The sequence below is a fragment of the Enterococcus sp. C57 genome (assembly GCF_040887305.1).
GTDB classification, from domain to species: domain Bacteria; phylum Bacillota; class Bacilli; order Lactobacillales; family Enterococcaceae; genus Enterococcus_B; species Enterococcus_B hirae.
Window position 1 is genome coordinate 52,286 of record NZ_JBFOFP010000011.1, and the last position, 21,143, is coordinate 73,428.

The 21,143-nt window shown below is 38.9% G+C and carries 16 protein-coding genes; 1 reads left to right on the forward strand and 15 read right to left on the reverse strand.

Annotated features, from left to right (window positions below; all coding sequences use genetic code 11):
• Positions 1-373: 373 nt before the first annotated feature.
• Positions 374-1,339 carry an AraC family transcriptional regulator gene (locus AB5M32_RS12555; RefSeq protein WP_063626514.1) on the forward strand — a complete coding sequence of 322 codons (966 nt, stop codon included), beginning with the start codon at positions 374-376 and terminating at the stop codon, positions 1,337-1,339.
• Between the two features lie 180 nt (positions 1,340-1,519).
• Here AB5M32_RS12555 and AB5M32_RS12560 read toward each other — a convergent pair whose 3' ends face one another.
• The 15 genes from AB5M32_RS12560 to AB5M32_RS12630 form a co-directional block, all read right to left on the reverse strand.
• Positions 1,520-2,899 carry an FAD-dependent oxidoreductase gene (locus AB5M32_RS12560; RefSeq protein ID WP_010738534.1) on the reverse strand — a complete coding sequence of 460 codons (1,380 nt, stop codon included), beginning with the start codon at positions 2,897-2,899 and terminating at the stop codon, positions 1,520-1,522.
• A 222-nt stretch (positions 2,900-3,121) separates the two neighbouring features.
• Positions 3,122-4,288 (reverse strand): pyridoxal phosphate-dependent aminotransferase, encoded by a 1,167-nt coding sequence (locus AB5M32_RS12565; RefSeq protein WP_034699425.1) that lies wholly within the window; start codon positions 4,286-4,288, stop codon positions 3,122-3,124.
• A gap of 29 nt (positions 4,289-4,317) precedes the next feature.
• Positions 4,318-5,427, reverse strand: coding sequence for a M20 family metallopeptidase (locus AB5M32_RS12570; RefSeq protein ID WP_178286863.1), 1,110 nt, complete (start codon positions 5,425-5,427; stop codon positions 4,318-4,320).
• Positions 5,387-6,736, reverse strand: a complete 1,350-nt coding sequence (locus AB5M32_RS12575) for an aspartate kinase (RefSeq protein ID WP_053765847.1) — start codon at positions 6,734-6,736, stop codon at positions 5,387-5,389. Before AB5M32_RS12575 ends, AB5M32_RS12570 begins: the two co-directional genes overlap by 41 nt.
• On the reverse strand, positions 6,733-7,734 hold the full coding sequence (locus AB5M32_RS12580) for an aspartate-semialdehyde dehydrogenase (protein ID WP_178286865.1): 1,002 nt from the start codon (positions 7,732-7,734) through the stop codon (positions 6,733-6,735). Before AB5M32_RS12580 ends, AB5M32_RS12575 begins: the two co-directional genes overlap by 4 nt.
• Before the next feature lie 14 nt (positions 7,735-7,748).
• Positions 7,749-8,444, reverse strand: coding sequence for a 2,3,4,5-tetrahydropyridine-2,6-dicarboxylate N-acetyltransferase (gene dapD / locus AB5M32_RS12585; RefSeq protein ID WP_034699414.1), 696 nt, complete (start codon positions 8,442-8,444; stop codon positions 7,749-7,751).
• 14 nt (positions 8,445-8,458) lie between these two features.
• Complete coding sequence (gene dapB / locus AB5M32_RS12590) at positions 8,459-9,166, reverse strand: 4-hydroxy-tetrahydrodipicolinate reductase (protein ID WP_034699411.1); 708 nt, start codon at positions 9,164-9,166, stop codon at positions 8,459-8,461.
• Complete coding sequence (gene dapA, locus AB5M32_RS12595) at positions 9,163-10,044, reverse strand: 4-hydroxy-tetrahydrodipicolinate synthase (RefSeq protein ID WP_178286867.1); 882 nt, start codon at positions 10,042-10,044, stop codon at positions 9,163-9,165. The genes dapB and dapA overlap by 4 nt, the downstream gene beginning before the upstream one ends.
• A complete protein-coding gene (dapF, locus tag AB5M32_RS12600) occupies positions 10,037-10,843 on the reverse strand; it encodes a diaminopimelate epimerase (protein ID WP_053765851.1) in 807 nt (268 codons plus the stop codon). The genes dapA and dapF overlap by 8 nt, the downstream gene beginning before the upstream one ends.
• Positions 10,840-12,087, reverse strand: a complete 1,248-nt coding sequence (gene lysA, locus AB5M32_RS12605; protein WP_178286869.1) for a diaminopimelate decarboxylase — start codon at positions 12,085-12,087, stop codon at positions 10,840-10,842. The genes dapF and lysA overlap by 4 nt, the downstream gene beginning before the upstream one ends.
• A gap of 370 nt (positions 12,088-12,457) precedes the next feature.
• Positions 12,458-13,105 carry a hemolysin III family protein gene (locus AB5M32_RS12610; RefSeq protein ID WP_025480259.1) on the reverse strand — a complete coding sequence of 216 codons (648 nt, stop codon included), beginning with the start codon at positions 13,103-13,105 and terminating at the stop codon, positions 12,458-12,460.
• Positions 13,106-13,203: 98 nt separating this feature from the next.
• On the reverse strand, positions 13,204-14,031 hold the full coding sequence (locus AB5M32_RS12615; protein ID WP_368024497.1) for a class C sortase: 828 nt from the start codon (positions 14,029-14,031) through the stop codon (positions 13,204-13,206).
• Positions 14,032-14,064: 33 nt separating this feature from the next.
• Positions 14,065-15,942, reverse strand: coding sequence for a SpaH/EbpB family LPXTG-anchored major pilin (locus tag AB5M32_RS12620; protein ID WP_178286874.1), 1,878 nt, complete (start codon positions 15,940-15,942; stop codon positions 14,065-14,067).
• On the reverse strand, positions 15,939-17,348 hold the full coding sequence (locus AB5M32_RS12625; RefSeq protein WP_368024498.1) for a SpaH/EbpB family LPXTG-anchored major pilin: 1,410 nt from the start codon (positions 17,346-17,348) through the stop codon (positions 15,939-15,941). The genes AB5M32_RS12620 and AB5M32_RS12625 overlap by 4 nt, the downstream gene beginning before the upstream one ends.
• Positions 17,348-20,854, reverse strand: a complete 3,507-nt coding sequence (locus AB5M32_RS12630; protein WP_178286877.1) for a vWA domain-containing protein — start codon at positions 20,852-20,854, stop codon at positions 17,348-17,350. Before AB5M32_RS12630 ends, AB5M32_RS12625 begins: the two co-directional genes overlap by 1 nt.
• Positions 20,855-21,143: the final 289 nt, after the last annotated feature.

Sequence of the window (21,143 nt, forward strand, 5' to 3'; positions counted from 1 at the left end):
TGAACGAATGGCTCAATAACGAATGAAACAGCCCCGTACGTCTCACCCAAACTAGCGAAAGTTAAGCCAAATGAACACATTTGTTTAGTCATTTTGATAGCTCACTCTTCCTCAAAAATAGGCTAAAATTTTCCATTTTTCGCTTTCTATCACTTAAAAAAAACAGGAACAGTCGTTAACAATCAACAGCTAAAAGATTTAAGTTCTCCTTCCTAAACACTTATGCTTTTTCTCCCTCTACATATTAACCGCTTTCATATTCGGGGAACAATTTCCAAAATCCAGAATGTTTATATCAAATCTACAGGTTTTTTGGTTAAGAAGTTGTGTTACATTAATAGCAAGGTAAGATGATCATTAAGAGGTGAAGTTCATGGAGAAATGGATCGCAGAGTTATTCAAAGAAACGGAAATCGAAAAATTGCAAAAAAAATCAGGTAAAAATATTAATACGATGAACCTCAACTATCATCGTTCGATCGTTCCAGAAATTCCTAAAAGTAATTTCTTTGAGTTTGGATCAATCACAATTAATAAACATCCAAGATTTTCTTACACACCCGCGCATACCCATCATTTTATTGAGTTGAATTTTTTATTCAATGGGCACTGCACCCAGCGTTTGAACGGTGACGTTTTTCATTTAGAAAAAGGACAGTTACTTCTGTTAGATAGTAAGGTTATCCAACAAATCGATTATGTAGGAGCAGAGGATATCTTGATCAATTTCCTCCTTGATATTCCAGCTATTCAAAATATTCTATTGCCTAATCTACCAAAATCCAATAATCTAATCACAGATTTTTTCTTTCAAGCAACTCGTTCGCCTACTGAACATACTAGTTATATCCTCCTAGACTTATCAATGAGTCCCTTAGCGAATCAGCTAATTAAAAGTTTGATGTTGACCACTTATCAAAAAGAGTCTGTGCATAAGCAACTTTTGCTGAATTTATTATTTTCTTCACTGATGGTAGAAAGCGCCCAAGCACCAGTGATTATCACGAATAAAAAAACGATTCGTAATGAGCCGCTGATTCAAATCTTAGATTATATCAATGATCACTATGCAGAAATCACCTTACAGCAATTAGGAGAAACTTTTGGCTATAACAAAAACTATTTAAGCAACTTGTTAAAAAATAAAACCGGTAGTAGTTTCCAAGAGTTGATCGATCAAAAACGCTTATCTGAAGCAAAGCGACTCATGCTAGAAACAAACGATAGTTTAAGTACGATTGCCTTAAAAATCGGCTATAAAAGTGTCCCTTCGATTTTCAAACTTTTCCAAAAAGAAACCGGAAAAACACCTGATTATTTCCGAAAAAAACGGATGTAAAAAGAGTAGTTTAAACATGAATGGTGCATCTTACTAATTCCAGCTATAAAATAGTAACTAAAAGTTATTAATACAAAAAAATAACAAAAACCGCCTGAAACAATTGAAGTGTTTCAGGCGGTTCATTTATATTTTACGTAAAATACAACATGTCTAACGAATGTCTCTAATTGTTTGATTTTATTCTACAAATGGTTCTTCTCCCAATGCTTGTTGCGCGGCTAGATTGATCATATTCCATTGGCGATCAAAACCTGGTTGGAAGAAAAAGTCAGCTTCTGCTAAATCTTCGATCGTCAGTTTTTGTTGGATCGCTAGCGCTAGTACGTTGCCTTGAGCAGTCACATCATAAGTAGATAAAACAGCTCCGCCAAGGACTTGATGTGTCATTGGGTCAAAGAATAATTGGATTGAAACTTTCGTGTTCCCATATTCTTCAGGTACATATTTAGGACGAATAGTATCTTCATAATAAGCTGTGCGAATAGCTACGCCTGCTTTTTCTGCTGTAAAACTATTCAAACCACTAGCTGCAAAGTGATAATCAAAAACACTTAATGCCGAAGAACCTACAACGCCTCCAAATGGTTGGCTTGGTGTATCCTCAAATAGATGTTTGACTACATATCGTGCTTCTCTTCTTGCCACTGTTGCTAGTGCAATCGGCATTTTTGAGCGGGCAGGTATCGAATAAGCAAGGGTTGCATCCCCTACTGCATACACATCAGGTAAATTGGTTTGCAAATATTCATCGGTAACGATCCAACCACGATCATCTAAATCTACGACTCCTTTTAGCCATTCCGTATTCGCTTTGACTCCAGCTGCTTGAATCACAAGATCTGTCGCGATTTCTTCATCTGCTGTTTGAATCGCAGCGACTTGTTGTTCACCAGTGAAAGCAGTGATTTTCGCACCCGTCACGACTTTGATACCCTTTTCTTTTAAATGTTCGGTTAAAATATCCGTCATTTCCGGATCTAAATAAGTGCCTAATGGTCGATCAATCACGTCTAATAACGTCACTTCTTTCCCTGCTTTTTGAAAAGCTTCAGCGGCTTCGATCCCGATATAGCCTGCACCGATAACAGCTACATTTTTGATTGCTGGATCAGTTAATTTATCTTTGATTCTAGTAGCCCAATCGTACCCACGCATCAAATAAACGTTCTCTAAATCTGTTCCTGGTACTGGCAATGAATTTGGTTTTACTCCTGAGCTTAAGATCAATTTATCATATTCATACTCTTTGGTACTCTTATCTAAGATACTAGTCACCGTTACTGTCTTTTGGTCTGCATGAATCGCTTTTACTTCATGATTGTTTAAAATGTGAACATTGGGTTGTGGAAAGTTTTCTGGTCTGAAATTTCGTACATCATTAACATCTGTCACTTGGTCCTCTAAATATAATTCCATGCCACATGACATGAACGAAACATAATCCCCTGCTTCAAATAAGGTGATATCGACATTTTCACCATATCTAGATAGCAATTCTAAAATCGATTGATGTCCGCCATGAGATGCGCCGACAATAATAACCTTTGTTTTCTCCATTGATGAAACCTCCTTGTTCAATTATTTAGAATAACTCTAAACAATTCAAACATAACACTCGATTTTTTATAAATCAAAAGAAATGCCCAAATATTGGACAGAAAAAACAAGACTTTCTCTATTAAGATTTTGACTTAAATGTTCCTCTTTCAATCAACAAAACAAACAAAAAAATGAAAAACTTCGTTCAATAAAACGAACGCAGCTTTTCATTTTTTTTGATTATATATCAGCTAAAAAAAGGCGAATCCGTTGGCAAGCTTCCGTAAGTTCTGCCAAACTACTTGCATAAGAAATCCGAATATAGCCTTCACCCTCTGGTCCAAAAGCTGAACCAGGGATACAGGCGACTCTGCCTTGTTCTGCTAACTGTAAGCAAAACTCCCAAGAATTTAGGGTAACTTCTTTTGGCAGTTTACAAAACAGGTAAAAGGCGCCATCAGGTGGTATGACTTCAAACCCTAACTCACTTAATTGACCTAAAAGATAATCTCTTCTCTTCGCATACTGTTCTTTCATTTTTTCCCCATCATACATTCCGGTAGTAAGTGCCTCAACCGCAGCTTTTTGAGCCATTGTAGTGGCTGAAGTGACTAAATATTGATGGACTTTGATGATTTCATCAATCACATATTTTTGAGCAAAAATAAAGCCGATCCGCCAGCCGGTCATCGCATGAGATTTGGATAAACCGCTAATCACAATTGTTTGCTCCGGAAGATAAGACGCTGGCGAGACATGGTCTCCGACATAATTCAACTCTGCATAGACTTCATCACTGATCACGAAGACCGATCGTTGTTTGATGACTTCAGCTAATTTTGCCATTTGTTCTGAAGTTAACAGTGTTCCTGTTGGATTGCTTGGATAGTTCAAGATAATTGCTTTGATCGAGTCGCCATAAGTAGCAAAGGCTGCTTCTAATTGTTCTGGTTGGCAAATAAAGCCTGTTTCTGACGTATCGATCGTGATCAATTCCGCTCCAGCAAGATCCACTATCGGCTGATAGCCAGGATAAGCAGGCGCAGGAATCAATACTTTGTCGCCTTCTTCTAAAATCGCTAGTAAAGAAGCAGCGATTGCTTCTGTGGCACCAACTGTCGTTAGTACTTCAGTTTGAGGATCGTATACCAACCCATAACGTTCTTTTTGAAATAAACAAGCAGCTTCACAAAGTTCGGGTAGTCCCCTCATCCCCGTATAATGGGAATAATTTTCTTCAATAGCAGTGATCCCCGCCTGTTTGACATGTTCGGGTGTTGGAAAATCAGGCTCTCCTAAGGTTAACTTGATGACATCGGGGATAGCAGAAATTTGTTGGTCAAAACTTCTGATTTGTGACACTGCTATTTTTGCAAGCCTGTGATTAAAACGATTGGTTAAATTCATGTGGTTTTCTCCTTTTTATCACTTCTTTGTCACTGATCCTTTTTTAGAAAAAGTCCTTTTGTATGAAGGATCGTTTGATACCAAGCGACACCCTTTTCTAACACAGCCATATCAAAATCAAATCGTGCATCATGAAGTGCTGGTGTATCACCGACACCGAGAAAGAAAAAAACACATGGATACTTCTGGGTATAAACACCGAAATCCTCTGCTTGCAAGACCGGTTGTTCAAGCTCATGTAATTTTTCTGATTGCTTCAAGGCTGTATATAAGTGAGGATCATTGATGACCGCTGGATATCCATCATTATAACGGAATTGGATCGATACCTGCGAATTTTTTTGAAATTTCTCTGCTAAATCAGCCAGTTGTGCTTTGATCGAATCTTGGATTTGCTGATCATAAGAACGGATGCTGCCTGAAATAGTTACTTCATTTGCTAAAACATTTCGAATCGTACCACCAGTGATCTGTCCAAACTTTATTAAACGTCGCCATTCTTTAGGTAAAGATTGTTCCAACTCGTATACTTCATCCATAAAACCAATTGCTCCTCGGATACTGTCGATCCCTTGTTCACTAGAGGCAATATGGGCTGATCTCCCTTTGACAATGATATCTGTCTCACTACTTTGTGCCATAAAGGCGCCCGATCGTGAATAGATCTCGCCTTTGGGAAGACCTGGCCATAAATGAAACCCGAAAATGGCTTGGACTTGATAGTCCTCTAACAAACCTGTTTGAATAACACTTTCCGCTCCGCCAGATATTTCTTCCGAAGGTTGAAAAATCAGAACAACGTTGTACATTAACTGTTCTTTATGATCTGCGATATATTCCGTTAACCCTAATAACATTGCCATATGTCCATCGTGACCACACGCATGCATCATCCCTTCATGAGTAGAAGCAAAGGGAAGATTTGTTTCTTCTTGGATCGGTAAGGCGTCAATATCTGTCCGAAAAGCAATCGTTTCGTTTTGTTGATGATCAAAATAAAGCAATAAACCAGTCTCGCCGATTTCATGCAGGACTCCCCCAAGATCCTTGATTTGTTCATGCAAATACGCTTTGGTTTTAAATTCATGAAAGCCGATTTCAGGAATTTGATGTAACGCCATGCGATGTTTTGCTAACATCGACATTCACCATCCCTTCATAGAGCCCTTTAACGACTGTTTCATATTCTTCATTTTTTACCCCAATGATCAAGTTTAATTCTTGTGCCCCTTGGGATAAGATCGATGTCCGAATCTCTAGTTGATTTAAGATGGATAAGACTTTGCCAGAAAGTCCAATCAGTTCTTTATGTGGTCCGCCAACAACTGAGATCAATGCCAGATTCTCGATAATTTCGACTTCCTCGACACCCAAATTTTCTTTTAACTCTTTGGTAATCAAAAATAATTGATCTGCAATGGCTTCTGCTGAAACGACTACTCCAATATTGTCGATCCCCGAAGGAATGTGTTCGATCGAGATACCATGATTCGCAAAGACACTCATTGCTTTCCAAATAAACCCGATTTCATCAGACATATGTCGTTTAAATAGTGTTAGCGAAAGAAAATCTTTTTTTCCAGCAATCCCTGTTAAGCCATTTTCTTTTTCGACTTCTTTGCTGGAAATTCTAGTGCCTTGCGCCTCTGGATCGTTCGTATTTTTTATTTGAATCGGGATACCTGCTTCTTGTACTGGGAAAATAGCTGATTCATGGAGAACATTTGCCCCCATATACGCCATCTCTCGTAATTCTCTAAATGAAATTTCTTTGATGATTTTTGGCGTGTCAATGATTCGTGGATCAGCCATCATAATCCCGGAAACATCCGTCCAATTCTCATAACAGTCGGCATTCAATAGTTTGGCTAAGATTGCGCCAGTGATGTCGCTCCCACCTCGCCCCATCAATTTTTCTTTTCCAACTGGATTAGCACCATAGAATCCTGGGACTACTAGTGGGCCTTTTTCTTGATAAATAGTTATTATTGCTTGTTTCGTCCGTTCTTCATCGATCTCACCCGTATAATCAAAGAAAATCAGTTCTTTCGCATCTATAAACGTATAACCAACATATTCAGCTAATAACTTCGCAGTGAGATATTCTCCCCGACTGACCAAAAAATCTTGCGAGACTTTTTCTCGCTGTAATTTTTTTTGGATCTCTAACAATTCATCTTCAATCGGAAAAGTCAACGACAAGACATCTCTCACTTGAATGAATCGTTCACAGATCCTTTCCCACAAAGGTGTCCAGTCGACTCCATGATGAAGATAGGCATGGATCAAATACAAGAGATCCGTGACTTTGTCATCTTCTTTTGTTCGTTTTCCTAAAGCGGAAACAACGATCACACTTCGTTCAGAGGCAGCTAAAATAATAGATTTTACCTTTTTGAATTGTTCTTCATGAGCCATCGATGAGCCACCAAATTTTGCGACTTTCATTGGATCACCTCCCTGATTGTTGATAACAAGGCAGAGGCGATTTGTACAGCATTCGCAGCTGCGCCTTTACGGATATTATCCGCTACGGTATACAGTAACAGCCCATTTTCCAATGTAGGATCATGCCGGAGTCTGCCGACGTATACCTCATCTGTTCCTTTAGCAAGGATACTGGTCGGATAACTATGGTTGGGCAAATCATCCACGACTGTTATTCCCGGAAAATGTTGCAAACATTGACGGACTGCTGCAAGTGAAAATGGCTGCGCCAACTGGACTGCGATTAAAACACCATGACCAACTTCAATGGGGACACGTACACAAGTAGCCGAAACAGGTAAGTTAGGCAAATGTAGGATCTTCCTTGTTTCAGCCATCATTTTGTGTTCTTCTTTCGTATACCCATCAACCAACGGTGCATCAATTTCGGGGATGACTGTTTGACTGATATCATACGGATAAAGCGAAGGTTCCTGCCCTTTTTGAGTGGCGTGAAGATCAGTTAGCCCTTGTTGCCCCGAACCAGAGACCGCTTGATAGGTGGAATAGTTCACGCGGTTGACACCAAATGTCTGTTGCAATGCCTTTAACGGTAAAACGGCTTGGATCGTGGAACAGTTTGGATTGGCAATCAATCGGTTCATTTCATGATCTGCTAGATTGACTTCTGGAACGATCAACGGAATCGACGGATCTTCTCGCCAAGCAGAAGAATTATCAATGACGACCAACCCATGTTCTCTAGCAAGTGGCGCAAATTCAAGTGAAATTTCTGCTCCGGCTGAAAAAAGCGCTAAATCATACCCGTCAAATGATGTCTTTGTTAATTCTTCTACTGTGTATTCTTTTCCCTTAAACACACAGATTTTTCCAGCTGAACGCTTGGATGCTAATAATTTCAAACGACCTACTGGAAAATCATATTCTGCTAACACGTTCAACATCGTTTGACCAACTAAACCAGTTGCTCCAACGATACAGGTATCTATTTTGCGCATCTTTGTCATCCTCTCTATAATTCCCGTAATGCAGCGATCAATGCAGTGTTTTCCCTCGTTTGTTCGTCTTTGATTTTTAGTACTCGGGCAGGCGTTCCACCCACTACGGTATCAGCTGCTACATCTTCTAAAACAACTGCTCCAGCCGCTACGACTGCATTTTTGCCAATACGGACACCTTCAACAATGACAGCATTCGCCCCCACCAAGACACCGTCTTCAACCACCACTGGTTGAGCGGAAGCCGGTTCGATCACACCCGCCAACACTGCACCCGCACCAATGTGACAATTTTTGCCGACAATCGCTCTTCCGCCTAAGATTGCCCCCATGTCGATCATCGAGTTTTCCCCAATCTCCGCACCGATATTGATAATCGCTCCCATCATGATGACCGCATGATCACCGATCGTTACTTGATCCCGGATAATTGCTCCTGGCTCGATCCGAGCATTGATTTCTTTTAAATCAAGCAGAGGTATGGCACTATTTCTAGCTGTTTCTTCTATTTCGATCTCAATGATTTTAGCGGATTCTTTTGCGAGGATTGGTGCGATTTCTTGGTAATCACCGAAAATAATTTGGCTATTCCCCTGACCAAATACTTTACACTTTTCAAATTTAATTGGTTCAGTGACATTTAAATACACTTTAACCGGTGTTTTTTTATCAGCTGTTTGAATCAAACGTATAATTGCTTGTGCGTCCATTTGCTTTCTCTCCTTTATCCACCTAAAGTATCTGCTAATTGATAGTATCCAGCTGGTTGATTGCTTAACCAAAAAGCTGCACTTACTGCTCCTTCTGCAAAAATCTGATTGGAAAACGATTCATGTTTGATTGATAATACTTCATCCGTAGATGCAAATAAAACTTCGTGCTCTCCAGGTACAGAACCAATACGTAAACTGTGTACTCCGATTTCATCGGTTTTTCTAGGTTGATCTTTCCATTGGAAAACAGGCGATAGTTTGCGGACTTCTTGCATACTAGCGAGTAGTGATTGAGCCGTTCCAGAAGGCGCATCTTTTTTTTGGTCATGATGTTTTTCAATCAATTCGATTTGCCATGTTTTCAATAATTCAGCAGCCTGCTTCACTAATTGATTCATGACAAAAATCCCTAAAGAAAAGTTCGCACTGTATAAAATGGGGAAACGTTGCCCAAACGCTTCGATTGCCTGGAATTGTTCCTCACTATAGCCAGTCGTTCCGATCACGACTGGAAGTTGGTGTGCTGCTCCATAATCTAGCACTTTTTCCAAATTATCTGCGTGAGAAAAATCAATAAGGAGTGAGATATTACTCGGAAAAGATAAAGTAGTCGCTTCTTTAAGGGAGACTTTTGGAAAAACGACCTCATGTTCATAAGACTCAATGACTTCTTGGATTTTTTTGCCCATTCGTCCATGTCCGACTACACCAATTTTCATACCTGTTCTCGTCCTTTCATAGGTAATAATTCCTGTAATACTCCTCGCTTGTCCTCAGACAGAGGAACAAGTGGTAGCCGTAACGCACCTGAAGGAAGAGCCATCATCTCCATTGCGGCTTTTATTGGGATCGGATTTATTTCACTAAACAAGGCATGGATCAATGGTAAGGCAGTTAATTGGATTTGTTGCGCTCGTCGAAGATTCCCTTGCTCAAACGTTGCGACTAATTCATGGACTAATCTAGGCTGGATATTGGCCCAAACACTGATAACCCCACTTCCACCCACACTTAATATCGGCAAAATAGCTTCATCGTTGCCACTATAAAGGACAAACGAGTCTGTCAAAAGACGACCAACTGCCATCACATAAGCCAGATCACCTGATGCTTCTTTGATCCCGCTGATTTGTGGATGTGTCGCTAATTTTTCCAGGACTGGGATTGGGATCGTCATTCCAGTTCTAGATGGTACATTGTATAAAATGATCGGTCGTGGTGATTGGTCAGCAATTGCAGTAAAATGCGCCAACAAACCTGCATCACTTGTCTTATTATAATAAGGCGTGATCACTAACAATTGATCCGCCCCAATCGCTGCTAAACGTTGGACTCTTTCAATTGTTTTTTTCGTATCGTTTGTTCCTGCGCCTGCGATGACTGGGATTCTTTTATTTACTTTTGCTACTGTAAAACGTAGAATCTCCTCTTCTTCTTCTGGCGTTAACGTCGAAGATTCCCCAGTTGTTCCTAACACTAACAGGCCATCTGTACCTTCTGAAAGATGAAACTCAATTAGTTTCTCTAATCCTTGATAGTCAATTTCGCCAAGCGCATCCATCGGTGTAATCAATGCAACGATCGAACCTTTAATCATACGACATCTCCTTTTGTGACCATTCATGAACAGCTGGTCCCGTCATTTGTATTTGTGTCTCCCCAGTAATCATTAACTCTCCTTGCTCTAAGTGAATCATGGCCTTAGCACTTGCTAAGTATCCATGATCTCTAGCTACGACATAAGCCGCACAACAGCCAGTACCACAAGCCAATGTCCAACCAACGCCACGTTCATACGTGCGTACGATCAGTTCCTGTTCATTGACTCGTTGGACAAAATTAACATTGGTTTTTTCTGAGAATAATGGATGGTGACAAATCTGTTCCCCTAACGCTTTCATTTGTTGCGCTTTTGCATCCTCTACAAAAACAACGGTATGGATCGTGCCCATAAACAAACTAGTTAGCTGGACATCCACTTGTCCAATACGTACTATTTGATCCACGATGGGTTCTGTTTGATTGACCGCTAACTTTTCTGTCGAATAATCGGGTTGTCCCATCTGAGCGGTACAATAAAAAGGTTCTTCTGTCAAAATTTCAATGGAAATCACACCCGCTAATGTGTGTACGTCGAAAGGTGAAGTTTCTACCATAGCTTTATCCCATACATGCCGAGCAAAACAACGAATCCCATTCCCACACATCGGCGCCTGACTGCCATCTTTGTTGAAATAAAGCATCGTTAAAGGTTGCTCTCGAACGACAATCAGCCCATCTGTATCAAAACGATCCTGTCCACACCACTTGCTGGCTAATTGGTGATAATCGATACCTTCTTCATAGTCCATTAAGATAAAATCATTGCCGCAACCATTATATTTATGCAGGATCATTGAACTTCACCTCGCAATAAATCCTCATATTCTTGCCTACGTACCACTAATCGAGCAGTTTCACCGTTGACGAATACCACAGCAGGCCTCAAGGCTCGGTTATAGTTGCTACTCATTGAATAACCATAAGCGCCTGTGGCATATACCGCTAATATATCTCCGGGTTCAGCGATAGGCAAAAGAGCTTCTTGAATAACCACATCACCTGACTCACACATTTTCCCAGCGATCGTGACTTTTTCGGTTTTCTTTTCCCTTAATTTGGTTGCCAGATCACATTGATAGCTCGCTTGATAGAGTGCTGGACGGATATTATCGGTCATTCCCCCATCGACAAAATAATATTTTTTATTTGGCGTTTGCTTAATAAATCCTACCGTATAAAGCGTCGTTCCTGCTTCCCCAACGATACTTCTTCCGGGTTCGATCAACAATTCATTGATTACTAATCCTTGTTTTTTTAAAGCTTCTTCCGTAAAACGTACTAATTCTCGAACAGATTCTTCAATGGGTAATGGCTGATCACTTTCGGTATAACGAATACCGAATCCTCCCCCAAGATTTAGCGAAAGTACTTCATCAAAATCTTTAAGATAACCAACCAGTTTATGGATTTCTGCTATCCATGCCGATAGTTCAAAAATCTGCGAACCAATATGGGCATGAAAGCCTTCTAATTGTAAAAATCCACTATCCTGAATAAATTGGATCGCTTTTTGACACTCTTCGCTTTCATAGAGTAGACCAAATTTTGAATCAATATGAGCAGTAACGACATATTCATGCGTATGTGCTTCGATCCCTACATTCAACCGGATCATTACCTGGAGTTCTTTTTGATATTCTTGGCTAAGTGCGACTAACAATTCAACTTCCATGAGATTATCCGCTACAAAATGAACAAGTCCATTTTCGATAGCATAACGGATTTCCGCAGGTGTTTTATTGTTTCCATGAAAATAGACCTCTTCCATTGGAAAGTCAGCACACACAGCTGTATAAATCTCGCCACCACTAACTACATCTAAACCTAATCCTTGTGATTGAATCAGTTTTAACATGGCAACGGTCTGAAATGCTTTTGATGCATATAAAATCTTTGTCTTAAAATGATCTGATTGAAATCCTTGTTTAAATGCCTTGATGTTCTCCACCATTTGCTTCTCGTCGTAAACATAAAGGGGTGTTTGATATTGTTTTACTAATTGACTAACAGGAATTTCACCGATCATTAATTCTGACATTCGAGACTACCTCTTTTCCGCAATGTTTTTTAAAATTTCTCTCATTAAGATTTGAATTTTATTTGAATAATATTAAACAAATTCTCAGTGATTGTCTACTATATTCATAAATTTAATAAAAAAAAGTGCATTCATACATTTTTTTGTATAAATACAAAACTAGCGAATAAAAGATTAAAAAACAATGGATATGCTCATAAATCTCACTATTTCAATCATACAATCTAGTGAAAGCAACTGCTCCATCAAATAAAAATACGTTTGGTTGCGATCATTCCATCGAAACCAAACGTATTTTTTTAATCCTTCGTTGTAAAAAGGAGAGCTATTCCTTTGTTCATCAGAAAATTCATTCTTAAATTGATTTTACTTAAACCACATACCCAAAGTAAACGGCTAAAAACATCAATGATGCACCTAACATCACAAATAAGTGCCAAATAACATGTGTGAACCTCTTGCTTTTCATGCTATAAAAAATTGAACCGATCGAGTAAGCTAACCCACCAGCGACCAATAAAAGTAAACCGGTCAAATTGATGTTTTGATAAAGTTTCGGTAAAACAATCACGATTCCCCAGCCCATCACATTATAAATAATCGTTGATACTTTAGAAACCTGACTGGCTTTCGCTAAAGTCAAACACTTGTAAATGATCCCGATAACTGCTGTTGCCCAGATTACACTAAGTAATAGTACACCAGAAAGTCCCTGAACGATTAACAGGCAAAAAGGCGTATAGGTCCCGGCAATCAGTAAATAGATCGAACAATGATCGAATATTTGAAACACTTTTTTTGCTTTTGTAAAAATCAAGCTATGGAACAACGTAGAACTGAAAAAAAGCAAAAACAGCGAACTGCCATAAATGATAAACGCAACATAATCGAGGGTTGAATGAGCTTGTTCCATCAGCAAGTCAAAACAAATGAGACTTAAAAACGCTGCAATTCCATGGGTGACGGCATTCAACACTTCATTCACTATTTGATACTTCCGACTAAATTCTACTTCCATTTTTGTATTTCCTCCAATCATTGATGCCTTCTTCTCATAAACCTATTATATACTGTTTATAAGACTTTTACATCTAGTTTTCAAAACTATATTAAAACTTAATGTTTAAAATAGCAAATGAAACACACTATCCCGACCACTAGCAATCCAATCAATACGAATCCAAGAATCAAAAGAGATCGTTTTTTTTGGCTATCGATTTTCTTGACTTCTTTTTCAATGTCTTGATCTTCATAGGGAATACGGTGTCCTCGTACCAGCAACCGGTGACTATTGACCATATAAGGGGTACACGTTAATAATGTAACTAAATCCTGCCCTTTTTCAATCATCAGATCATCAAGATCTGTAGGCTCAATAATTTTGATTTGATCCACTTGATACGCTAATTTACCATTCTGACTTTCGATAAAAAACAAATCGTTTTTCTCTAGTTGATCTAAATCCGTAAATAGTTTGGCTTTAGGTAATCCACGATGACTGGAAAGAACGGCATGAGTACTTTCACCCCCAACTGGATAAGAGGTTCCTGCCAATACAGAGGCACCTTTTTCCAGAAAAAAAGAAGTCGTTTGGTCAAAAATCGGTAGTCGCACATTGATTTTCGGGATTGATAACACACCAATGGTATGTTTTTGGATCGTTGATTGTGTTACCTTCTCCGGTTCTTCTTCGGAGAATGGGTCAGAGCCTGGGGAAGAATTACTTTTTGCAAGTTCTCGATTTTTTTCTAGATATTCTTGTTGGATTTTCTCTAACTCTTCTGTCTTTTGTTGTTGTGCTTGTTGTTGGTATTTTCTAATGATTTGCTGATCCAGGTAATCATTGATACGATCACTAACAAAAGGATACATAAAAATTACGATTCCTGTGATGAATAACAAGGTCATGAAACTATCCAAATATCGCCGCTTTTTGTTACTCATTGATCGTCATCCTTTTTTGACTAGTTTTTCCTTTTATTGATGGGATTTTTTTACTTTTACAAAATAACCAATTCCCATGATTAATAAGACTGTACCAATTGTTAGGTAAAGGTAAATCCCTTTGCCACCTGTAGAAGGTAATGTTCCTTTATGCTTGTTTGGTACCTTTTCTGGTGAAATGACTTGTCCAGACAAATGATAAGATTGTTCATCGACTACAAATGAAAGGCGGTTAGTCAACTGTACATAATTTTCTGGTGCCTTGATTTCTTCTAAATAGTAGGTTCCATAAGCTAATCCAATGATGGTAATCAACCCATCTTTTTCAGTAGTAAAAACAGTCGCTTTTCCTTGCTCTTTCGTCCAATTAACGGCTTTCGTTTGAGGATCAATCAACAAATAGTTCGCCTCACTTGAATCTTGGTCTCGAACGACAAAGCTAGCACCTGCTAACGGTTGGTTTGTTGAAACCGCTCCATCAACTTTGATAAACTGCTTACCACCTGTAACTACTTCAACAGTTGGTGGTGTTTGGTCTTTCGTATAGTCGTTTTCTACATTTGCTTCATTTTGGTATCCTGTAGTTGGATTTGCTTGGTCATTCAAATACATATAATAAATAAATTTCAATGTTCCTCCAGGCGTTAAAGAAGGAATGTACGCTGGATCAACTGCCACCGTAAAGCCATTTTCTTGCTCAATCACTGTATAATGACTTGGATCGATTGTTGTTTCTCCATCGTAAAGTGCATAGCCATTGGCGCCATTGACTGCATGATGAAAAGTCAATGCTGCATCGTGTTGATCGATTAGATTGAATTTCGTGTATTTGTTCATTGAACCTTCTTTATCAGCAATTCCTTCGGGAAGATTGACCTTGATTTCATACTGGATCATTTCGCCAATTGCTACATCTTTGCCATTTAATTTTGGCGTACTTTTTTCAACTTTTGATGTATCATTTTTAATCGTTTTTTCAACAGGTGTTTGATTATTTTCGGTAATTTCAAATGCTGTTTTCGTTTGACTCTCAATCAATGCGGCGTTATCTGGTGCCTTCACTTCTTCCAAAAGGTAGTGACCAACTTCTAATCCGTGAATTTCCATCTGACCTTTTTCACTGTTTTCTTCAATGAAGTCAGCTGTTCCGATATGATACGTTTTCCCAGTCAAAAAAGATTTAGCAGCGGTTTGATCAGTTGCCCAAGTATAAAGACCGTCTTTCACACTATGAAGGTATTTTTTTACTGCTCCTTCGGTTTTTGAAATGTTAAAGGCTGCGCCATTCAATGGTTCATTTTCGGCTGTCCCCACTTTTTTGACTTGCAATACCCCATTATTAGAAACAAGATTTTTAGGATATAAATGAATCGTGTCTAATTCTTCTGTACCATACTGATAAGAGCCGTCTGGTTGTTTGATCATTTCATAAACAGGAAAAGCCAATACCATATTGCCAGCTGCGACTACCCCTGCTTTCGGTTCTTCTTTGATGACATAAACCGCATCTTTTCCGTTTTGAGATTTTGGCAATTCCAACGTTACGCTTCCTTGTGCATCTGTCGTTCCCGACGTGATAGGTTCTCCAGGAGTCAGCTCTTGAACTGCTTGTTGCGCTTCTTCGACTGATTTACCATTATTTCGTTGTTCATAAAATTGATTCGTTACATTATAAACAGTAAATGATACATCTCCTAGACCTTGATATTGGTCAAACTCTGTCATCTCTTTCCCACTGTTTTGAATAACATTGGGTAAAGAAAGTGCTTTTTTCTTATGCAAGATCACTTGTGCAACTTCTTGATCGGTAGCTGCAAAGACAGGCGATTGCCCTACCCAGCTACCTAAAACAGCTGATAACACGAATAATATTCCCCAACAAATGTCGATTGCTTTCCACTCTTTTTTCATTTATTTTCACCTTTCTTTCTCCATTTCCACAGACTGATACTAACTAGTATTAGCCCAACGATGACATAAAACTGGCTATTTTTTTCATTTGTTTTAGGCAGCAAACCGAAATCTGCTTTACGATTCTTTACCTTCAAAGGATCCGCCTGTTGTCCGTTTTGCTGAAACGAATTTTTTTCAACTACAAAAGGAATTAGCTCGTCACTTTTGATATAACCTTTCGGTGACTGGATCTCTTCAAGGTAATAATTCCCGTCGGTCAACCCTCGAACTGAAAAATTCCCTGATTGGTCGGAAGTTAGTCTATACGCTCCTTCACTACTCATTCGCCAAGTAACGCCTTCCTTCGTTTGATGAAGGTATTTACCTCTTAGATTTCTTACTAGAAATACAGCGCCTTGTAGAGGACTTTGATTTAGACTATCAATTTTCAAAAAATGCTTTCCTCCCGTACGGATGGCAGTTGATCGTTGGAGGTACTCACGTTCTGTAGTGACCGTGACGTTATTCTTCAATTCCTCGTCTGGAATTGCTGTCGCTGATACTTGCATCTGATAGGTAATCGAAAGTGGTTGTCCAACCATTTTTTGGAGTGTCTCTTTAGCCAATGTCAATTCAAAGCCATTTTGATGAGAAATCATCTTATACCCGGAATGTATTTCTTGTCCGCCAATTTTGAGTTTCCATGTATCAGGTAAGAAGAGCAAATGATCATCAGCTTCATCAATGAGTTGATAGCTTTGACAGTCAGAAACAATGGTATCTACTGTATAAGTGACGATTTCACCAAACGAAACACTGGAATCTCCTTGGATCTTTTTTTCCAAAAAAGAAAGTGGAGTCGTTTCTTCGTTCTTAGGATATAAATGAATCGTCTTCAATTCTTGACCTTGCTCATTATTAATTGGGAGTACCACAACTAAATTGGCTGATTTTTCTTTGACGTTTACTGGTGTCTTCGTTTCTTGAAAAAGATACACTTGATCTCTTCCTTGTGCATCTTGCTTTGGTAATTGAAATTGAGCGATACCAGCTTCGTTACCAACGGTTTTGGTGATTTGTTCTGTTACAAACGTTCCGATCTCTTGTCCCTTTTTTGCTAATTGTTGTTGCGCTGTTGTGACATCGATCCCTTGTTCTCTCAATTGATAGAAAGAAGCTGTGACATCATAAACCGAAAAACTCACCTCATTTAGCCCCTGAGCTTCTTGGAAGAATACTTGCTCTTCACCCGTATTTTTTTGTGGATCAGGTAAATTCCCTTCCGTAAACAGAAGTTTATGCAAGATAATCTGTACTTGCTCATTCGAAGATTGATTCGGAATATGTTGAGCCGCACTTCTTTGCGATCCAATCGTCAACAACAGCGGAATGAGGAACAAGATATACCAGATTCTTTTTTTCATTACGCCACGCCCTTTCTTTGTTTTTTGAAAAAAACAACGAAACATGTGCTGCTTATCGCAAGGAAACCAGCTAAATAGAACCAAATACGACCCATTCCGCCAGTCTCAGGTAAAGGAACTTTGACTTGATTGGTAATCGTTAACGTAATTTGATTATTTTCGTCTCCAGCTACTAATCCACTTTCTTGTTTGGACCCATCCACGGTCACTGTTCCATCTTCCTTCACCACGATCAAGACTGGCTTTTTCAATCCTTGATACCCATCTGGTGTTTTGGTTTCCGTTAACGTGTAAGAACCAGGTTGAAGGTTTTCAAATGTAAATGTATCCGTTAATTCACCTGCTTGAGGTAGTTCGACACTTGACCCTTCCCCCTCTAGTTTAAAGCTAGCCCCTTTTAATGATTGCCCGTTATCTTGTTTTTTATAGACCGTAAGATTAAAAGGTTTGAGATGGTTTTGATGCTGTAATGTCCACTGCGGATCTACCTCAACATTTTCATGTTCATAGTGGATCGTGCCATATTGATCAATCGTCCATTCATAATTCCCAGCAATCGTATCATAGCCAACGGGTCCTTTCGTCTCTACCATTCGATATTCTCCTGGTTCCTCTACTGTAAATTGAGCCAGTCCCGTTAGTTCCGATACTTTTGTCGCTACTGTTCGATAACTATCAGCAGCATCTTTTTTCTGTAATTCAAAAGCAGCACCTGCTAAGTGGACTTTTTCTGACCCATGAAGCGTATATTTGTGAATCGCCAAAGGAATTTTTTTGAAAGGATTTTCGATCGTTAGAAGAATCGCCTGTTCCTCGATTTTTGCGGATTGTCCGTCGATCGTTACCTTTCCTTCGGCTGATACCGCAATCTTCCAGGTGTTTTTTTGAGCAAGTTCATGTCCGTCTGGTGCCTGTACCTCTGTAAGCGTATAGGTTTCCCCTTTCATTAATCGAACATCAGCAGGCAAGTGATAACTGCCATCTTTGTTATCGATCAAGCGGATCGTTTTAGATTGACCAGTTAATTCGAAAACTGCTCCTACAAGATTTTTTGCTCCAGATGAAGAATGTTTGGTGATGTTCAAATCAAATGGTGTAAACTTTTTAGTATTTTTCCAAGTCGTATCGTTGACTTTAGCAGCCTCATAGCCTTCAACGGTCATTTCGTTACTTGCTTGATAGTTAAACGCTTGTCCTTGGTTATTAAATTTTGGCAACATCATGTTTTCTTGATAGTCAGTGCCATTACTTGCTGAGAGTAACTTGATGTCTTCACGTCTCCAAGTTCCCTCGGTATCATTAGTTGGTTTATTTAACTGGATAAATCCAGTTTTCCAACTATTTTTATCTGTTGTTGGCGTTCGTTTTATTTCATAAGTGATTTGATCTGGTCGTAGGCTAGTATCATGATCATATTCTTCCCATTCTTTTGCGAAAGACAATGTTACGCCTGGTGCTTTTGCGGAAGGAACGCCAAATTCAACAATTGTTGAAGCATCCGCCGTCGGTTGCAAGGTTGTTTTTTCATTCATTTGGTACCATACATCGGGTTTAAACGTTTTACTTTCAGTTTGGATTCGTACCTGATAATGGATTTGAATTTCCTGATCTTTCCCTAAATATAGTTGATTGCTTTGGATCGTTGAACCAGAAATACCAATCGTAGGCATTACTGCGACAGCATTTTTCCCTACATCTTTGATCGTGAGAGTATTTTCTTCGTAAACAAAGGGTTGAGCAATCGGATCAATCACTTTTCCATTACTGATGGTTCCAGCAATATGAACCGCTTTTTTCGCTAAATAATCAGAAATATCTGTGGCACGATCAGCCGATTCGTAATAGAATTGACCAGATTCATCCGTTGATACCATTTTCTTCATATTTGTTTCCACATCCGCTTTTGATAAGCCAGCTGGAATATCTGATTGCAATTGGATTCCTAAGCCATGGATCTTGATTCCTCGTTCTTTCAACGCTAATGCTTCGCCGATCGTTGCTGTAAACGTGCTCCGAATTTGCTTCTCTCGATGGTTTTGATCTGGAACATTGTAATATCTACTTAAAAGAGAAGTATTTCCGGCTCCTTCTCGTACATCGCTAAATTCAGTTCCATAATAACTACCATCTTGTTCTGTAAACACTTTATTCACGTGATAGGAGTAGGTTGGCACACCATCCGTTAATAAAACAATCACTTTTTCATGATTATTTTGTTCAGCCAACATCTCACCAGCTTCTCTAAACGCTTTTTGAGTAAAGGTTCCCCCTTGTGTCGTTGAAGGAGTGATCGCTTTAATCTGATTTTTTACAGAATTGAATGAACTTAGAGGGATTGAACCGTTGTTATAACCCACACTAGAATAACCAATATAGCCAAGATTGATTTTTTCAGCTATACCACTATGGTCAAGGGTATCTACAAAACTATTGACCCCTCGTTTCACTTCGGCTAAACGATTGTCTTCATTCATACTGCCTGACCAATCGACTACTAATACAACGTCTACAGGTGAAAACTCTTTTTGAACGTTCCCACGTACATTTAAAAAAACATCGTATAATCCTGGTGTAGTCGTTTCTCGTGCATATTTACGAATAGCATAAGAGGATTCTTCTCCTGTTCCCCCGTATTCAATATAAGAATTTGACCGATTAGATGGGTCGCCATTCCATGACGTCACACCATCCCACTGACCATTTTGATTTCCTTGATGATTGAGAACCGTTTCGTTTCCTGTCGGCTGCCACGCTGCTTGTGGGTAGACCCCGGTAGAATCGTTGGTATAATTTGGTACGATAGGTGTGACAGTTTGTTTATTATTTCTAGCAGAAAAGAGAGCGGGAAATTCAAACGGACGTACAACCTCTTCTTTTGTCTCTTCTTCAAGATCTTGTTCCTTTGCTTGCTGTTCTTCATTTCCTCTTTCTGTTGATTCCTTTGTGTCTGCTTCGTTAGATTTAGTCGATTGCTCCGTTGTTTCCAGCGAAGTTTCCTTATTACTTTGTTGCTCTAATGTATTATTTTCCAGAAACTTAAATGATTCCTTCACAATCGGCGTGAGTGCTTTTCCTTGCTCATTTTCTGCCGTTTGTTGTTCCACTAAAACTTCTACGTCAACTGACTGATTCTGCTTGATGCCTGCAAAAATCCACTTCTCGTGATACTCTTGCTTGAAAAATTGGCTAGTTGTGAGCCATTTTCCACTAGTTTCATTAAGGTATTCCGTATATTCAATTGTTGGAATTGGTAGAAGCATTTCTCTTGTTTCTGAATCAATAACCCGTACCAAGTATCTATGTCCTTGGTCATTCTCAGAAAGCCCTAATTCGACGGTCAATTGTTCCGCAGATTGATGAGCTTGGACTTGGCCATATTCATTAGCCATTATTTCCATAGTAGCCTCATTACTTGCTTCGACAAGTTTCCTATTCTGAAAGAAAAAATTGAGTACAACAATGATTCCTAAAGACCCTAACAAAAAGAATAATTGTTTCTTTCTCATAGATATCCTCCTTAAAAATTATTTAAAATTCAGTTAGATAATATAAAAAAAGAGAAAAAACCTCTATTTTTTCTCTTTTTATTCTCATTCAATTTTTAAGTGGATTTTTTAGTTATATTAAATCTATAGAAGATATGTAAATAAGAAACATATCTATAAACGTTATGTTATTTTTATATAATGATATAGTTTATATTTTCAAAATAACTGATCGAATAGACCTGGTTTTGAAACACTGACTTTCTTCTCATTTCTACAATTATTGAAAAAATATAAAAATCTGAGATAC